This window comes from Agromyces sp. S2-1-8 (genome assembly GCF_021129215.1).
In the GTDB taxonomy this organism is placed as follows: domain Bacteria; phylum Actinomycetota; class Actinomycetes; order Actinomycetales; family Microbacteriaceae; genus Agromyces; species Agromyces chromiiresistens.
In genome coordinates this window covers 1,471,384-1,486,417 of the sequence record NZ_JAJOLP010000001.1, presented here as the reverse complement: position 1 = coordinate 1,486,417, position 15,034 = coordinate 1,471,384, and the positions used below count along the sequence as shown (strand labels likewise).

Annotated in this window: 17 protein-coding genes; 5 read left to right on the top strand and 12 right to left on the bottom strand. The window is 72.5% G+C overall.

The window, feature by feature from the left end; genetic code table 11:
* Positions 1–29 precede the first annotated feature (29 nt).
* From cls to LR269_RS06675, 5 genes are all read right to left on the bottom strand, one after another.
* Positions 30–1,502 (bottom strand): cardiolipin synthase, encoded by a 1,473-nt coding sequence (gene cls, locus LR269_RS06695; RefSeq protein WP_374201095.1) that lies wholly within the window; start codon positions 1,500–1,502, stop codon positions 30–32.
* 104 nt (positions 1,503–1,606) lie between these two features.
* Positions 1,607–2,368, bottom strand: coding sequence for a phosphotransferase (locus LR269_RS06690; RefSeq protein WP_231429984.1), 762 nt, complete (start codon positions 2,366–2,368; stop codon positions 1,607–1,609).
* Positions 2,369–2,388: 20 nt separating this feature from the next.
* Positions 2,389–3,267 carry a hypothetical protein gene (locus LR269_RS06685; RefSeq protein ID WP_231429983.1) on the bottom strand — a complete coding sequence of 293 codons (879 nt, stop codon included), beginning with the start codon at positions 3,265–3,267 and terminating at the stop codon, positions 2,389–2,391.
* Positions 3,267–4,040, bottom strand: coding sequence for a hypothetical protein (locus LR269_RS06680; RefSeq protein WP_231429982.1), 774 nt, complete (start codon positions 4,038–4,040; stop codon positions 3,267–3,269). Before LR269_RS06680 ends, LR269_RS06685 begins: the two co-directional genes overlap by 1 nt.
* A gap of 32 nt (positions 4,041–4,072) precedes the next feature.
* A complete protein-coding gene (locus tag LR269_RS06675; RefSeq protein ID WP_231429981.1) occupies positions 4,073–5,089 on the bottom strand; it encodes a PHP domain-containing protein in 1,017 nt (338 codons plus the stop codon).
* Between the two features lie 107 nt (positions 5,090–5,196).
* Here LR269_RS06675 and LR269_RS06670 point away from each other — a divergent pair, with 107 nt between their 5' ends.
* On the top strand, positions 5,197–6,642 hold the full coding sequence (locus tag LR269_RS06670; RefSeq protein ID WP_231429980.1) for an MFS transporter: 1,446 nt from the start codon (positions 5,197–5,199) through the stop codon (positions 6,640–6,642).
* 61 nt (positions 6,643–6,703) lie between these two features.
* Here LR269_RS06670 and LR269_RS06665 read toward each other — a convergent pair whose 3' ends face one another.
* The 3 genes from LR269_RS06665 to LR269_RS06655 form a co-directional block, all read right to left on the bottom strand.
* A complete protein-coding gene (locus tag LR269_RS06665; RefSeq protein ID WP_231429979.1) occupies positions 6,704–6,904 on the bottom strand; it encodes a hypothetical protein in 201 nt (66 codons plus the stop codon).
* A 78-nt stretch (positions 6,905–6,982) separates the two neighbouring features.
* Positions 6,983–7,708: a DUF2510 domain-containing protein gene (locus LR269_RS06660; RefSeq protein WP_231429978.1), complete on the bottom strand. Its 726-nt coding sequence runs from the start codon at positions 7,706–7,708 to the stop codon at positions 6,983–6,985.
* Positions 7,709–7,762: 54 nt separating this feature from the next.
* Positions 7,763–8,806, bottom strand: a complete 1,044-nt coding sequence (locus LR269_RS06655) for a zinc-dependent alcohol dehydrogenase family protein (RefSeq protein ID WP_231429977.1) — start codon at positions 8,804–8,806, stop codon at positions 7,763–7,765.
* 169 nt (positions 8,807–8,975) lie between these two features.
* On the opposite strand from LR269_RS06655, the gene LR269_RS06650 reads away from it, so the two are divergent.
* Positions 8,976–9,968, top strand: coding sequence for an EamA family transporter (locus tag LR269_RS06650; protein WP_231429976.1), 993 nt, complete (start codon positions 8,976–8,978; stop codon positions 9,966–9,968).
* Positions 9,969–10,157: 189 nt separating this feature from the next.
* On the opposite strand, the gene LR269_RS06640 is transcribed toward LR269_RS06650, so the two are convergent.
* The 3 genes from LR269_RS06640 to pip all read right to left on the bottom strand — a co-directional run bounded on the left by LR269_RS06640 (position 10,158) and on the right by pip (position 12,393).
* The gene (locus LR269_RS06640) at positions 10,158–10,382 is read right to left on the bottom strand and encodes a hypothetical protein (protein WP_231429975.1); all 225 of its coding nucleotides are present in this window, start codon (positions 10,380–10,382) and stop codon (positions 10,158–10,160) included.
* 91 nt (positions 10,383–10,473) lie between these two features.
* Positions 10,474–11,361 (bottom strand): neutral zinc metallopeptidase, encoded by an 888-nt coding sequence (locus LR269_RS06635; RefSeq protein WP_231429974.1) that lies wholly within the window; start codon positions 11,359–11,361, stop codon positions 10,474–10,476.
* Between the two features lie 9 nt (positions 11,362–11,370).
* On the bottom strand, positions 11,371–12,393 hold the full coding sequence (gene pip / locus LR269_RS06630; RefSeq protein WP_231429973.1) for a prolyl aminopeptidase: 1,023 nt from the start codon (positions 12,391–12,393) through the stop codon (positions 11,371–11,373).
* 116 nt (positions 12,394–12,509) lie between these two features.
* Here pip and LR269_RS06625 point away from each other — a divergent pair, with 116 nt between their 5' ends.
* The 3 genes from LR269_RS06625 to LR269_RS06615 all read left to right on the top strand — a co-directional run bounded on the left by LR269_RS06625 (position 12,510) and on the right by LR269_RS06615 (position 14,202).
* Positions 12,510–13,520 (top strand): malate dehydrogenase, encoded by a 1,011-nt coding sequence (locus tag LR269_RS06625; protein ID WP_231429972.1) that lies wholly within the window; start codon positions 12,510–12,512, stop codon positions 13,518–13,520.
* Positions 13,521–13,593: 73 nt separating this feature from the next.
* On the top strand, positions 13,594–13,932 hold the full coding sequence (locus LR269_RS06620; RefSeq protein WP_231429971.1) for an SHOCT domain-containing protein: 339 nt from the start codon (positions 13,594–13,596) through the stop codon (positions 13,930–13,932).
* An 87-nt stretch (positions 13,933–14,019) separates the two neighbouring features.
* Complete coding sequence (locus LR269_RS06615; protein ID WP_231429970.1) at positions 14,020–14,202, top strand: HPP family protein; 183 nt, start codon at positions 14,020–14,022, stop codon at positions 14,200–14,202.
* 46 nt (positions 14,203–14,248) lie between these two features.
* On the opposite strand, the gene LR269_RS06610 is transcribed toward LR269_RS06615, so the two are convergent.
* Positions 14,249–15,013 (bottom strand): TetR/AcrR family transcriptional regulator, encoded by a 765-nt coding sequence (locus LR269_RS06610; protein ID WP_231429969.1) that lies wholly within the window; start codon positions 15,011–15,013, stop codon positions 14,249–14,251.
* Between the last annotated feature and the right edge of the window lie 21 nt (positions 15,014–15,034).

Here is a 15,034-nt window from a genome sequence, read left to right as displayed (position 1 = left end):
CCGCCTTCGGGATGTGGATGCCTCGGCGCCTACTCGAGCGCCGACGTGAGCCGCGCCACCCCGTCGAGGAACTTCGCCTTCGCGGGCTCGCGCAGCCAGTCGTCGAGCGTGAGCTCGCGGCTGACGGCGCGGTAGCCCTCCTCGACCTCGCGCATGTCGCGCACGAACGACTCGCCCCGCACGAGCATCGAGATCTCGAAGTTGAGCAGGAACGAGCGGATGTCCATGTTGCTCGACCCGATGAAGGCGATGTCGTCGTCGATCGACATGTGCTTCGAGTGCAGGATGAACGGCCCCGGGTACAGGAAGATGCGCACGCCGGCCCGCAGCAGCGGCTCGTAGTACGAGCGCTGCGCGTGCCACACCATGCCCTGGTCGCCGATCTCGGAGACGAACAGCTGCACGTCGAGGCCGCGGAACTTCGCCGACGTGATCGCGTACATCATCGCCTCGTCGGGCACGAAGTACGGGCTCGTGATGATGACCTTCTCCTGCGCGGCGTTCACGAGGCCGAGGAACATGCGCAGGTTGTTCTCCTCGTCGAACGAGGGGCCGCTCGGCACGATCTGGCAGACGAGCGCGTCGGGCGACGGGTCGACGTCGACCTCGGCGACCGGCACGTGGGCGGTCTCGTGCAGGTTCTCACCGGTCTCGGCGTACCAGTCGGAGAGGAAGACGGTGTTGATCGCCGCGACGGTCGGACCGGTGACCCGGGTCACGAGCTCCTGCCACTTGAGCCCGCGCTTCTGGTTCTTCGGCGAGTCGTAGTCGCGCGAGATGAGGTTCTGCGAACCGGTGTACGCGACCTGCCCGTCGACGACGACGAGCTTGCGGTGGTTGCGCAGGTCGGGACGCTGGAACTGGCCCTTGAACGGCTTCACGGGCAGCAGGTAGTGCCACTCGACGCCGATGCGGTCGAGCTCGGCGATCGACTCCTTGTGGATCGGCACCTTGGCCGACGCGATGTAGTCCATCAGCAGGCGCACCTTCACGCCGCGCTGCACCGCGCGCTCCATCGCGGCGAAGAACCCGCGCGTCGTGTCGTCCCACGCGACGATGAAGAACTCGACGTTCACGAACCGTTCGGCGGTGTCGATCTCGGCGGCCATGCGGTCGATCGACTGCTGGTAGTCGCCGATGAGCTCGGCCCGGTTGCCGCCGGAGGCGGGCAGGGCGCCGAGGATTCGGTTCTGGCGCACGATCGAGGTGAACCACGCGGGCCAGGCCGACCGGTCGACGGTGTAGTCGTGCGCGTGCACGTTCGCCGCGATCAGCCCGTCGATCTCCTTCTGGCGCTCGCGCCGCTTCTTCGGCAGCTTCGCGTTGCCGATGAGCAGGTACATCAGCACGCCGATGAACGGGATCAGGAAGATGGCGAGCAGCCACGCCATCGCGGCCGTGGGCTTGCGGTCCTTCGGCACGATGAACAGCGCGACGATGCGGATGGTCCAGTCGGCGATGACGAGCAGTACCGTCGTCAGGACGGCCGGATCGATGTTCACGAGAGCTGTCCGTCGTGGTCGCGGCTGCAGCGGTTCATCGGCTCCTCCTCGGGCCCGGCGGCGTGCCTCGTCGCCGCGGGTGAGTCAACGATAGCGGTCGGGGGTCAGCTCATCGCGCGCAGGCGCGCGGCATCCCGCCGGTACATGCCGGCGTGCGCGACGAAGTCGTCGCGTCCCGTCGCCTCGGCTCGATCGTCGGTGAACCGCGCGAGCTCGTCGAGGCGATCGGCCGCGGCCCGCAGCACCTCGTCGACGGTGTACTCGCCGCCGTACGCGCGCACGAGCCGCCGCACCCGGTCGACGGGCTCCTCGCCGTCGGAGGTGACCGCAGGGGCGTAGCCCTCGGCGTCCTCGGCGAACGGGGCGATGCGGTACGCGAGGTAGGCGAGGTCGCGCAGCCGCGGTCCGGGCGAGGCGAGGTCGAAGTCGATGAGCCCCACGACGCGTCCGCCCGTGACCACGAGGTTGTACGGGGCCACGTCGTTGTGGCAGACGACCTCGACCGGCTCGTGCGCCGGCATCCGCCAGGTGCGCCCGCGGTCGTTCGCGAGCGGCAGGGATGCCTCGTGCACGCGCCGCAGCAACCGGCCGGCCTGCTCGAGCACGGCCGTCGACCACTGCACCTCGGCGGGAGTGTCGACGAGCATGACGCCCTCGAGGTAGCTCAGCACCTCGCGGCCGGACTCGTCGATGCCGAGGGGCACGGGCACCTCCTCGATGCCGGCGGCGCGCGCGGCGGCGAGCAGGGCGTGCACGGCGGGAGTCCAGTCGCCCGCGACCCGTCGCACCGTGTCGCCGACGCGCACGACGGGGTCCATGTTGCCGCCGGTCAGCGGGATCTCCGCCGCACCCTGCTCGTCGTCCACCCGCCAATGATGCCAGCCGTTCAGCGGGCGGGGGCGAACAGCAGCGGGACGAGCTGGATGCCGAGGCCGCTCGCGACGAAGCGCAGTCGGCGGTCGTCGCGCAACCGCGCCACCCAGTCGAACCGTCCGAGGTCCGCGATCTCGACGAAGTCGCCGGCCGGATCGTGCGCGCCGAAGCCGACCCTGAGCCCGTCGTAGTAGTTCGACTCGAGCGACTCGCCGGTCGTCTCGACGTGCGGCATCCGCGCCGCGAGGTGGTCGCGTATCCGCTCACCGAGCGCCGACGCATCGGGTGCCGTCCTGATGACGGCACGCCGGCCTGGAAAGGCGAGTCCGAGCTCGGCGGCGCAGGCGTCGAAGAAGCGGTCGAACACCCCGAGCTGCCGGCCGACCGCGTCGACCTCGAAGCCGTCGTCGGGCAGCGCCCGTCCGGCGGCGGCGAGCGCGAACAGGCGGAAGTGCCGCGAATGCGACGGCGTGCCGCCGGTGAGCGACTGCGCCCGCATCGTCTGGTGCACGGTTGCGAGGTGGACGGGCGCGTGGGAACCCCCGAGGCGCGTCGCGCACTCGAGCGCGAGCACGTTCGTCGGATCGGAGACGACCTCGGTGGTGCGGATCGTCGAGACCGTGCGGTCCTGCGAGGACGGCGCGACGACCGAGTTGGTGCCGAGCGGCGCAACGGGCGAGAGCAGCAGCGCCTCGGCGAACGGAGCCGAGTCGAGGGCCAGCCGGTCGAGGGCGGTGACGAGGCGCTGGTCGATCGGGCCCGGCGCCACGAACCCGTCGTCGCGGTACTGCCGCAGGAGGTCGCCCGGCCGTCGGCGGGCCGCCTGCCCGCGCAGGAGACGCAGCAGTTCGCCGCGCGTCTCGCTCGGCGACGCCGCCCGCTCGAAGCGCATCAGCCGTCCGCCCCTGCCGCCGGCGCGACGATCTCGTGCGCAGGCACCACCGACGCGTCGAGGAGCACTCGATCGCCGAGCTCGCGCTCGAGGGCGACTGTGAACGGTGTCGGGGGGTTGCTCTGGCAGGTGTACGCGCCATCGCCGTTCGGCACGACGCCGACCACGAGTTCGACGGCGGTGTCGGTCTCGACGACGTCGATCACCTCGATGCGCCCCGTCGCCGGTCGGCCCGAGTTGCACGACCGCTCGGTCGCGAGCAGGGCGATCTCACGATCGCCCGGGTCGGGCAGGGCATCGGGGTCGAGCGCGAGCATCGCCTCGCCGCGTCCGCCGAGGTCGATGCGCGGCGTGCAGCTCGTCGACACGTCCACACCCCAGACGTCGTCGATCGGCATCGCGCCGGGCGACGCCGATGCCGAGAGCAGGTCGAAGTCGCGCACATCTCCCCCGCCGAGGTCGACGGGCGGTTCGAGTTCGCGCATGAGCACGACGTGGTCGTCGCTCGACACCGCGACGAACCAGTCGTCGAGGTCGTCGATCGGAACGACGGGCGAGTCCTCGAGGAGCGCCGCGAGCTCGGACGGCAGCGACGATGCGGGCGTCCGTTCGTCGAGGGCGCCGGCCGTCACCTCGACGCCCTGGCACGTCAGGATCGTCTCGGGATCGCGCCCGCCCTCACCGCTCGGCGACGGCGAAGGAGACGGCGAGGAAGACGGCGCGACGGCGCCGCTCGCGCAGCCGGACAGCAGGACGAGCACGAGCGAGGCCACCGCGGCAGCGTGTTCGGGCCGGATCCGCGCCATCAGCGGCCCGCCCACTCGAGCAGCCGTTCGGCGGGCCACGTCGTGATGATGCGCTCGGCCGGGACGCCGTTCGACTCGGCGCGCGCGGCGCCGAGCTCGAGGAACGACAGGTGGCCGGGCGCGTGCGCGTCGCTGTCGATCGAGAACAGGCAGCCCGCGTCGAGGGCGATCGCGATCAGGTCGTCGGGGGGATCCTGCCGTTCGGGGCGGGAGTTGATCTCGACGGCCACGTCGTGCTCGGCGCACGCCGCGAACACGGCCTCGGCGTCGAACTCCGACTGCGGCCGGGTGCCCCGCGAGCCCTCGACGAGGCGTCCGGTGCAGTGGCCGAGCACGTTCAGGTGCGGGTCGGCGATGGCGCGAAGCATCCGCGCCGTCATCTCGGCACGTTCCATGCGCAGCTTCGAGTGCACGCTGCCGACCACGACGTCGAGTCGGTCGAGCATCTCGGGGGTCTGGTCGAGCGCGCCGTCGAGCAGGATGTCGACCTCGATGCCCGCGAGCAGGCGCAGCCTCGGCATGCCGGCCTGCACCACCTCGATGAGCTCCTGCTGTTCGGCGAGCCGCTCGGCGCTCAGGCCGTTCGCGACCCGGAGGCTCGGCGAGTGATCGGTGATCGCGAGGTACTCGAGGCCCTGCGCCTCGGCGGCCTTCGCCATCACGGCGAGGCTCGTGGTGCCGTCGGACCATTCGCTGTGCGCGTGCAGGTCGCCGCGCAGCTCGGCTCGAAGGCCCGTGGCGGCGGCGCCGGCGGGTGACAGGCCGGCTTTCGCGCGCAGGTCGGCGAGTCGCTCCGGCACCTCGCCGGCGAGCGCCTGCGCGATGACCGCGAAGGTCGAGTCGCCGACCCCCGCCGTCCGCCGCAGCCGGCCGTCGGCCGCGCGGTCGGCGAGCTCCCCGGGCTCGAGGTCGCGGATCGCGTCGGCGGCCTTGCGGAACGCCTTCGACTTGTACGCCGAGGCGCGGTCGCGCTCGAGCAGGAACGCGATCTCCTCGAGCGCCGCGACGGGGTCCATACATCGATTGTGTCGCGAGTCGGCCCGATCGCGCTTGACTCGGTCCGGATTCCTCGGTATATCTATACCCCCTAGGGGTATTCATCCGAGAGAAGGAGCAGCACATCATGTCCACCTCCACGGCCGCCGCACCACGTCGGTGGCTCGGCCTCGCGCTCATCGCCGCGGCCCAGTTCGTCGTCATCATGGACACGTCGATCATCGGCGTCGCCCTGCCCGACATCCAGGCCGAGCTCGGCTTCACGCCCGAGTCGCTGTCGTGGGTCTTCAACGCCTACGTCATCGCGTTCGGCGGCCTGCTGCTGCTCGGCGGCCGGCTCTCCGACCTGCTCGGCGCCCGCCGGGTGTTCATCGCCGGATGGATCACGCTCGCCGTCGGCTCGGTGCTCGCGGGAGCCGCCTCGAACGTCGGCCTCGAGATCGCCGGGCGCGCCGTGCAGGGCGCCGGCGCCGCGCTCATCGCGCCCGCCGCGCTCACCCTCCTCATGGTGCTCTTCGGCGGCACGCCCGAGCTCCCCCGCGCGTTCGCCGTCTACGGCGCCGCCGCACCCATCGGCGGCACCGCGGGCGTCTTCCTCGGAGGCGTGCTCACCGAGTACGCGAGTTGGCCGTGGGTGTTCTACGTGACCGTGCCGATCGCCGTGCTCGTCATCGTGCTGACACCGCTCGCCCTGCCGGCCGTGCCGCGCGGACGCGGGTCGGTCGACATCGCGGGCGCCGTCACCGCGACCGCCGGTCTCGCCGCCGTCGTCTACGGCGTCGTGCGCGCCCCCGAGGTCGGCTGGACGTCGGTCGAGACGATCGTCGCCCTCGTCGCGGGTGCGGCACTGCTCGTCGCCTTCTTCGTGATCCAGGCGCGCCGCCGCGAGCCGCTGCTGCGACTCGGCATCTTCCGCGCACCGCGCCTCGGCGCCGCGAACCTCGCCCAGCTGCTGCTCGGCGGCGCGTGGGTGCCGATGTGGTTCTTCCTGAACCTCTACCTCCAGCAGGTGCTCGGCGCCGGCGCGTTCGCCTCGGGCGCCGCCCTGCTGCCGATGACCGCGCTCATCGTGATCGGCATGGTCGGGCTGGCGCCGCGACTGCAGGCGAGGTTCGGCGCGAAGCCGCTCATCGTCGCCGGGTTCGCGCTGCTCGCTGTCGGCCTCGGCTGGCTCGCGTTCGCCCGGCCCGACGGCGACTACGTCACCGACGTGCTGCCCGCGTCGCTCGTGGCTGCGCTCGGCATGGCCCTCGCGTTCGTGCCGTCGCTCGGCACCGCGATCGGGGCGGCCGCTCCCGAGGAGACCGGCGTCGCCTCGGGTCTCGTGAACACGAGCTACCAGATCGGCTCGGCCGTCGGGCTCGCGGTGCTCACCGCGGTCGGCGCGGCGGTCACGGCCGGCGGCACGGATGCCTCGGCGCTGACGAGCGGCTTCTCGGCGGCGTTCCTCGGGGCGGGCATCGTGGCCGTCGTCGGACTCGTGGCGACCGCCGTGCTGCTGCGCGGCACCCGTTCGGCCGCCGCAGGGTCGGATGCGCCCACCGAGCCCGAGTCGGTCGCCGTCGACGCCTGAGACGCCGCGCGGCGCTCGCCCCGACGAGTCGGTGCGAGCGCCGCGAGGTCGCGTCAGTCGGTCAGATCGCACCGCCGCCGTCGCGCACCGCATCGGCGACGTACGCACCGGCCATCGCGTCGGCCCGCGATCGGTCACCATGGTGCGCCAAATGCGGGTCGCCCGGCAGGGAGCGGGTGCGCCGCTCGCGGACCGCGAGCCAGATCGCCGCGGCGACGATGACGACCACGACGCCGATGATCGCGATGATGCCGAGATCCATGAGCCGACCCCTTCGTCCGTTGAACGTCAGGCTAGCCGTACCGGGGCGGCGCAGAACAGCCCCGGCGCGAAACGCGATTCAGTACACCGGCACCGATTCGAACGCGATCCTGAAGGCTTCCGCCATCATGACGCCAATCCAGACGAACACGGCCACGATGCTGACGGCGTACACCGCGATGCCGACCCACATCGGGCCGCTGCCCCGGCCGGCCTGGCGCTTGACGACGACCGAGCGACCGATCACGTAGACGATCGACATCAGGAACGCCCACGCCCAGTGGAACTGCCTCGCGAAGCCCCGCCGCTTGAGTGCTGCGCGGTCGAGGTAGGCGAACCACACGGAGAGTCCGTAGAGGACGTACCCGGCGACGCTCAGCACGACGTACCAGGGGTCGGTGTACGGGCCGAGCGCCTGCTCCATCGGCGACAACGGCGAGGTGATCGACATCGACTGCTCGATGTACGTCCGCCAGTCCCAGAAGAAGAGCGGCAGCACGCCCAGCACGGGCACGACGACGATGAGCCACACCCAGACCGTGTCGGTCGGCGTGTCACTCGAGACGGTCGAGGGTGCGGTGCCGTAGGGCGCAGGCCCGGTGCCGTAGGGCGCAGGCCCCGTGCCGTCGGGCGCCGCGTAGGCGCCGTACTGCGGTTGCTGGACCGGCGCCACGACCTGCGGGGCGGGCGGCGCCGCGAGCGGGGTCGCGTACTCCGTCCAGCGCGTCCCGTCCCACCAGCGTTGCCCCTCGGCGCCGCTCGGTTCGGGGTACCAGCCGGGCGGTGGCAGTCGCGGATCGCTCATCGTTCCTCCATCGGGTCGAGGCCCATCGTAGGACGTGCACCGCCGCCGGTGCCGCTACAACTCGACGACGGTCATGCCGGAGCCCGACGCGCCCGCGGTGCCCATCGCGGCGAGCGCCGCCGGAACCTCGTCGAGCGAGATGCGCCGCCCGACGAGCTCGATCGGCCTGAAGTCGCCCGAGGCGACCGCACCGAGCATCGACGGATACTCGTGAGCCGCCATGCCGTGGCTGCCGAGCAGCTCGAGCTCGCCCGCGATGACCGCGTCCATCGGCATCGCCGCGAGTGCGGAGTCGCCGACCATGAGGCCGATCTGCACGTGACGTCCGCGCTTCTTGAGGCTCTGCACGGAGGCGAACGAGGTCTCGCTCGAACCGAACGCGTCGACCGAGACGTCAACGCCGCCGCCGGAGGCCTCGACGATGCGCGCGGCGGCGCCCTCGCCGCCCTGGATCGGCACGGCACCGAGCGACTCCGCCGCCGAGAGGGCCGCGTCCGAGACATCCACGCCGTAGACCTTGACCCCGGCCGCGACGGCGATCATGATCGCCGAGAGGCCGACCCCGCCGCAACCGTGCACCGCGATCTGCTCGCCGGGCGCGAGGCGGCTGCGCGAGACGATCGCGCGGTAGGCCGTCGCGAAGCGGCAGCCGAGTGACGCGGCCTCGACGAAGCCGAGCGACTCGGGCAGCCGGATGAGGTTGAGCTCGGCCTCGTCGATGGCGACCAGCTCGGCGAACGAGCCCCAGTGCGTGAAGCCCGGCTGCGACTGGTGGTCGCACACCTGCTCGTTGCCCGAGCGGCACTCGTCGCAGCGCCCGCACGCGCAGATGAACGGCGCGGTGACGCGATCGCCGACCCGCCAGCCGCTGTCGTCGGGGACCTCGGAGCCGAGTGCCGCGATCTCGCCGGCGAACTCGTGCCCCGGCACGTGCGGCAGGGTCACGGTGTCGTCATGGCCCATCCAGGCGTGCCAGTCGCTGCGGCAGACCCCGGTCGCGCGCACGCGGACGACGGCGCCGCGGGGCGGGCAGACGGGTTCGGGCACCTCGGTGAGGCGGGGCGGGGCTCCGAATTCGTCGAAGAGCACGGCGCGCACGGGGGGTCCTCTCGGTTCTGCTGGCCCGTCGGGTCGGGTCGCGGGGATGCCGCACGACCGGCGGCCCCCTCCCGCGCCGCTCTCGCGACATCCGTGAGCCTACCGGCCCGCGACGGGGTCGCCGGCCATCACGGATGCCGCTACCGAAGAATTGTGTAACAATTTCTCGATGCGCTTCGTGTTCGCCGTCCTCCTCGCGGCCGTCTGCTTCGGCACGACGGGCACGGCGCAGGCGCTCGGGCCCGACGCGAGCGCGGGTTCGCTCGGCGCGGCCCGGCTCGTCATCGGCGGTGGCGTGCTCGGGCTGCTCGCCCTCTGGACCCGGCGGCGGCGCGGGGCGGACGGGACTCCCGCCGCGCCGCCGACCGGCTCGGCCGGGCCGTCGGGCACGAAGCATCCGCTGCCGACGTGGTTGCTCGTACTGGTCGGCGCGGCCGGCGTGCTCGCCTACCAGCCCGCGTTCTTCGCCGGCACCGCCGCGAACGGCGTCGCCGTCGGCACGGTCGTCGCGCTCGGCTCGGCACCGGTGCTGACCGGCGCGCTCGACTGGCTGCTGCGCCGCCGCTACCCCGGCCATCGCTGGGCCGTCGCGACGGTGATCGCGACGACGGGCGTCGCCATCCTCGCCGCGAGCACGGCCGGCGGGGCGGGCGCCGGCGGCGGGGCCGGCGGCTCGGCGGGGCCGCTCGGCCTCCTGGCGTCGGTCGGGGCCGGGGCCTCTTACGCCGTCTACACGCTCGCGGCGAAGGCCCTGCTCGACCGCGGGTGGGCCGCGACCGGCAGCATGGGCGCCCTGTTCGGCACGGCTGCGGTCGTCGCGGTGCCGCTGCTCATCGCCTCGGATGCCTCGTGGCTCGCGACTCCCGCCGGGCTCGCCACGGCGGCGTGGCTGGGGCTCGTCACGACGACGCTCGCCTACCTGCTCTTCGGCTACGGGCTCACCGGCCTCGCCCCCGCGACGGTGTCGACGCTCACGCTCGCCGAGCCGCTCACGGCCGGCGTGCTCGGCGTCGTGCTGCTGGGCGAGCAGCTGACGCCCGGGGCGGCGGTCGGCCTCGTCGTGCTCGCCGCGGGCATCGTCGTGCTCGCCGCCGGCGGCGCGGGTCGCCCGGGCAGCCGCTCGCGCGCCGCATCGCCGGCCGGTGCCGGCGGCGCCGGATAGCGTCGCGACATCGACGTCATCCTCCTCGCGAAGATCGAACGGGTCGACGACATCGACCTGCCGACGGGGCATCGGCCGCAGTTCACGAAGCCCGTTCGGCTGGGTCAGGCGATCGTGGCGGCGCTGTCGAGCCGACCGCGGTGGATCACCCGCTCCAACATCGAACGCGAGCGGTCACCCGCCCGCGACTCACCGCCGTTCGGCCGGCGCCCCGTCGACCGTCTCCGCCGCGCCTTCGCCGACCGCCGGCGCCTCGGCGGTGTCGGCCGCATCGGTCGAGCCGGTGATCGTCTGCGGCTCCGCGTACCAGTGGTCGACTCCGCGCGGACAGGTGCACGCGAGTGCCACCGTCTCGTCGATCGTCACCGCGCGGAAGAACTCGCGGTGCGGCACCTGAACCCTGCGTCGTCGCATGTGCTCCGCCCCTCGCCGTCGGAGTGCTCCGTCGGCACCCGTCATGGAAGAGACGCGGACGGCCCCGGATCATGACGCACGCGGAGACGACTCAGAGTTGCCCGGCTGAGACCGAGAACGTGTCGCACGCGCCGGCGCCCTGCTCGAACCCGGTGCGGAACCAGTCGACCCGCTGCTCGCTCGTGCCGTGCGTGAACGTGTGCGGGTTCACCTGGCCCTGCGCCGCCTGCTGGATCCGGTCGTCGCCGACCGCCGCCGCCGCGCTCAGCGCATCGCGGTACTGCGCTTCAGAGATCGGCCGGAGGAACGGCACGCCGTTCACGTCGGGCACCGTCGCGGCGCTCGCCGCCCACGCCCCGGCGAAGCAGTCGGCCTGCAGCTCGACGCGCACCGCGTTCGACGCGGGGCCGGTCTGGCCGTCCTGCGCCTGCTCGAGGATGCCGAGCACGTTCTGCACGTGGTGCCCCCACTCGTGCGCGACGACGTACATCTCGGCGAGGGGTCCACCGCTCGAGCCGAACCGCTGGCGCAGCTCGTCGTAGAAGGTCACGTCGAGGTAGATCGTCTGGTCGGGCGGGCAGTAGAAGGGACCGGTCGCCGCCGATGCGCTGCCGCATCCCGTCGACGTGGCGGTGTCGAACATGACGAGGTCCTGCGGCGCGACGTAGTCGAACCGCAGCTCCTGCGCCTCGCGCTCCCAGTACTCCTCGAGCGAGGCCGCGGCGCCCTTCATGCGGCACTCGACGTTCTCGTTCGCGTCCTCCCCGGTGAGGCACTGCTCGAGCGAGGTGTCCTCCGACGACGCCCCGCCGCCGGTGTCGAGGCCGCCGCCGAGCAGCCCGGTCACGTCGACGCCGAGCAACTGGGAGATCACGACGAGCGCGAGCACGCCGAGCCCGCCACCGACCGCGATGCCGGTGTTGCGCCCTCGCTTCGAGGCCCGCCCCCGCGAGATGTCCGCGTTCGGATCGAACGTCATGACCCGACGCTACTCCGAGTCGGGCTCGGCCGAGGCATCCGCGTCGCCTTCGTCGGCCGGCGCGTCGCCGAACGGCTGCTCCGCGAAGCGGTCGGTCGCCGTGATGAGCGCGTCGAGGATCCCCGGCTCGTCGAACGCGTGCCCCGCGTCATCCACGATCGTGAACTCGGCTTCGGGCCAGGCCCGGTGCAGGTCCCAGGCGGTCATCACGGGGGTGCACACGTCGTAGCGCCCCTGCACGATGACGGCGGGGATGTCTCGGAGCCGCTCCGCGTCGCGGATGAGCTGCCCCTCCTCCCACCAGCCGCCGTGCCGGAAGTAGTGGTTCTCGATGCGGGCGAACGCGGCGGCGTACTCGGGTGCGGTGAAGCGGGCGATCGTCTCGGCCTGCGGCAGGAGGGTGATCGTCGACGACTCCCAGCGCGACCATGCGATCGCGGCGGGCTCGTAGACCTCGGGCCGCGAGTCGGCGAGCAGCCGGCCGTAACCCTCGATCATGTGGGCTCGCTCGTCGACGGGCACCGGCGCGACGAACTCCTCCCACAGGTCGGGGAACAGCGCGGAGGCGCCGCCCTCGTAGAACCAGTCGAGCTCCGAACGGCGCAGCGTGAAGATGCCGCGCAGCACGAGTTCGGTGACCCGCTCGGGGTGGGTCTGCGCGTAGGCGAGTGCGAGCGCGCTCCCCCACGAGCCGCCGAAGACCTGCCACCGGTCGATGCCGAGGTGGGCGCGCAGCCGCTCCATGTCCGCGACGAGATGCCAGGTCGTGTTCGCCGAGAGGTCGGCGTCGGGCTCGGAGGCGTGCGGAATCGACAGCCCGCAGCCGCGCTGGTCGAACAGCACGATGCGGTAGCGCTCGGGATCGAACAGTCGGCGGTGCGAGGGCGAGGTGCCGCCGCCGGGGCCGCCGTGCAGGAACACCACGGGCTTGCCGTTGCGGTTGCCCGACACCTCCCAGTAGATGTGCTGCCCGTCCCCCACGTCGAGCATGCCGGTCTCCAGCGGCTCGATCTCCGGATACATCTCTCGCATGCGGCAACGGTAGCGAGCGCAGGATGCCGCGCCCCGGTGCCGCGCCGCAGCGGGGTCGGGGTTGACAACCGCCCGTCGGCGCAGCAGACGACCCGGCGCGTGGTTAGGCTCTCGGTATGGCTTCGACGAAGCCGATCACCGTCACGCTCACGGGCGCGGGCGGCCAGATCGGGTACGCACTCCTGTTCCGCATCGCGTCCGGGGCGATGCTCGGCCCCGACATCCCGGTGCGGCTCAACCTGCTCGAGATCCCCCAGGGGGTTCGCGCCGCCGAGGGCGCAGCGCTCGAGCTGCAGGACTCGGCGTTCCCGCTGCTCTCGCACGTCGAGGTCTACGACGACCCGAAGGCGGCGTTCTCGGGGGCAAACGTCGCACTGCTCGTCGGCGCGCGTCCGCGCACGGCCGGCATGGAGCGCGGCGACCTGCTCGCCGCGAACGGCGGCATCTTCGGCCCGCAGGGCGCCGCGATCAACGCGGGCGCCGCCGACGACATCCGGGTCGTCGTGGTCGGCAACCCGGCCAACACGAACGCGCTCATCGCCGCGTCGAACGCCCCGGATGTCCCGGCCGAGCGCTTCACCGCGCTCACGAGACTCGACCACAACCGGGCCCTGGGCCAGCTCGCGGTGACCGTCGACACCCCGGTCGCCGACCTGCGCGGCGTGACCATCTGGGGCAACCACTCGGCGACGCAGTTCCCCGACCTCGCGCACGCGACCGCGGCGGGCGACTCGGTGCCCGCGCTGCTCACGGCGCGGTTCGGCACCGACGGCTACCGCGAGTGGCTCGTCGACGAGTTCATCCCCCGGGTCGCCAAGCGCGGCGCCGAGATCATCGAGGTGCGCGGCTCGTCTTCGGTGGCCTCGGCCGCCGCCGCGACGATCGACCACGTGCGCGACTGGGTGCACGGCACCCCGAACGGCTGGACCAGTGCGGCCGTCGTCTCCGACGGCTCGTACGGCGTGCCCGAGGGGCTCATCTCGTCGTTCCCGGTCGAGTCGGTCGACGGTGCCTGGCGCATCGTGCCGGGGCTCGGGCTCGACGCGTTCGCGCGGCATCGCGTCGAGGCATCCGTCGCCGAGCTCGTGGACGAGCGCGAGGCCGTACGCGCGCTCGGACTCATCTGATCGGACCCCTTCCAGTGACGTCGCCGTCGGCTCTATGCTGGGCCGACTCGACACACCGACGTCTGGAGCACCCGTGGACGACCCGTTCAATCCCCCGGTCGAAATCGACCCGTTCGCCGGGGCGCCCGCCGGCTTCCAGGTGATGTTCGTGCTCGTCGCCCTCGTCGGCGCCGCCGTGTTCCTCATCACGATCATCACGGTCGCGCGCAGCTACATGAAGGTCCGCGAGGCCGGGCACGATCCGCTCACCATCCAGGCCGAGCTCGCGACGCGCACGCTCGACAGCGAGCTGCTCGCGCCGAAGCAGTCGATCGAGCAGCGCCTCGCCGAGCTCGACGGCCTCGCCGCGCGCGGCCTGATCTCCGACGCCGAGCGCGCGGCGGCGCGAGCCGACATCCTCGCGGGTCGCTGAGCGCCTGCGCGCGGCGGCGCCGCGATCGCGGCTGAGCGGCGGGTGCCCTGTTCCGGCCGCCGACCCTCCGCCGCCTAGGCTTGGACCATGGCCGAATCCCCCAGCCCGTCGCCCGCCGCCCGTCGCAAACAGCTCATCGTGGGGCTCGTCGTGGGGCTCATCATCGGCGTCGTCGTGAGCCTGTGGACGACGTTCTGGCTGTGGCTGCCCGCCGGCCTCGTCGTCGGCGCCGTGGCCGGACTCATCATGAAGCCGCCGGCCGACAGCTGAGCTCAGCCGGGTTCCGATCCGCGTCGCCGCTGCGCGTCGGCGCTCGTCAACCCGCGGTGGTGGACGCGAGGTAGGCCTCGATGCCGTCGATGAGACGGGCGAGTGCGAAGTCGAAGGCGTCGGTCGGGCCGACGTCGACGGCGCCGGCCGCCTGGCCCACCCGACCAGAGACCGGGTAGCGCTCGGGCTCCATGATGCGGTCGAGCAGGGGCGCGTTGCGCGCCCACCAGGCGTCGTCGGACTCGGCCGACGACTGGCGCAACCGCTCGGCGTCGAGGTGCGCCCGCGCCGGCCCGGCCACGAAGCCGAGCAGCATCGTGAGCACCCGGTCGAGGTCGACGTCGTCGAAGCCGAACCCGTCGATCGCGCGCAGGCACCACTCCCAATGGTCGGAGATGTGCGGGCCGAGCGGCGGCCGGCTGGTGTCGACCGAGAGCAGCCACGGGTGGCGCAGGTACTCGTTCCACTGCAGGCGAGCGATGAGCGCGAGCCGGTCGCGCAGCGAACCGGATGCCGCGGGCAGCGGCACCTCGCCGGCGACGTGGTCGACCATGAGGTCGATGAGCTCGGCACGACCGGGCACGTAGGTGTAGACCGACATCGGCTTCATGCCGAGCCGGTCGGCGATGCGGCGCATCGACAGCGCCTCGAGCCCCTCGTCGTCGGCGAGCTGCACGGCCGCCCCGACGACCTCGTCGACGCTCGACCGCTGCTTCGGGCCGCGGGTGCCGACCGGGCGGCCGAGCCGCTCGCGCCACAGCAGTCTCAGCGTGAGGTCGGGCTCGCCGAGCCCCGTGGAATCAGCGGCCATGCCGGTTAGCCTACATTCTGC

Coding starts and splice junctions, on each gene's coding strand:
- LR269_RS06625 (WP_231429972.1), top strand. CDS start 12,510: ATGGCTTCGACGAAGCCGATCACCGTCACGCTCACGGGCGCGGGCGGC.
- LR269_RS06635 (WP_231429974.1), bottom strand. CDS start 11,361: ATGACGTTCGATCCGAACGCGGACATCTCGCGGGGGCGGGCCTCGAAG.
- LR269_RS06670 (WP_231429980.1), top strand. CDS start 5,197: ATGTCCACCTCCACGGCCGCCGCACCACGTCGGTGGCTCGGCCTCGCG.
- LR269_RS06675 (WP_231429981.1), bottom strand. CDS start 5,089: ATGGACCCCGTCGCGGCGCTCGAGGAGATCGCGTTCCTGCTCGAGCGC.
- LR269_RS06660 (WP_231429978.1), bottom strand. CDS start 7,708: ATGAGCGATCCGCGACTGCCACCGCCCGGCTGGTACCCCGAACCGAGC.
- LR269_RS06665 (WP_231429979.1), bottom strand. CDS start 6,904: ATGGATCTCGGCATCATCGCGATCATCGGCGTCGTGGTCGTCATCGTC.
- LR269_RS06610 (WP_231429969.1), bottom strand. CDS start 15,013: ATGGCCGCTGATTCCACGGGGCTCGGCGAGCCCGACCTCACGCTGAGA.
- LR269_RS06640 (WP_231429975.1), bottom strand. CDS start 10,382: ATGCGACGACGCAGGGTTCAGGTGCCGCACCGCGAGTTCTTCCGCGCG.
- LR269_RS06615 (WP_231429970.1), top strand. CDS start 14,020: ATGGCCGAATCCCCCAGCCCGTCGCCCGCCGCCCGTCGCAAACAGCTC.
- LR269_RS06685 (WP_231429983.1), bottom strand. CDS start 3,267: ATGCGCTTCGAGCGGGCGGCGTCGCCGAGCGAGACGCGCGGCGAACTG.
- LR269_RS06650 (WP_231429976.1), top strand. CDS start 8,976: ATGCGCTTCGTGTTCGCCGTCCTCCTCGCGGCCGTCTGCTTCGGCACG.
- pip (WP_231429973.1), bottom strand. CDS start 12,393: ATGCGAGAGATGTATCCGGAGATCGAGCCGCTGGAGACCGGCATGCTC.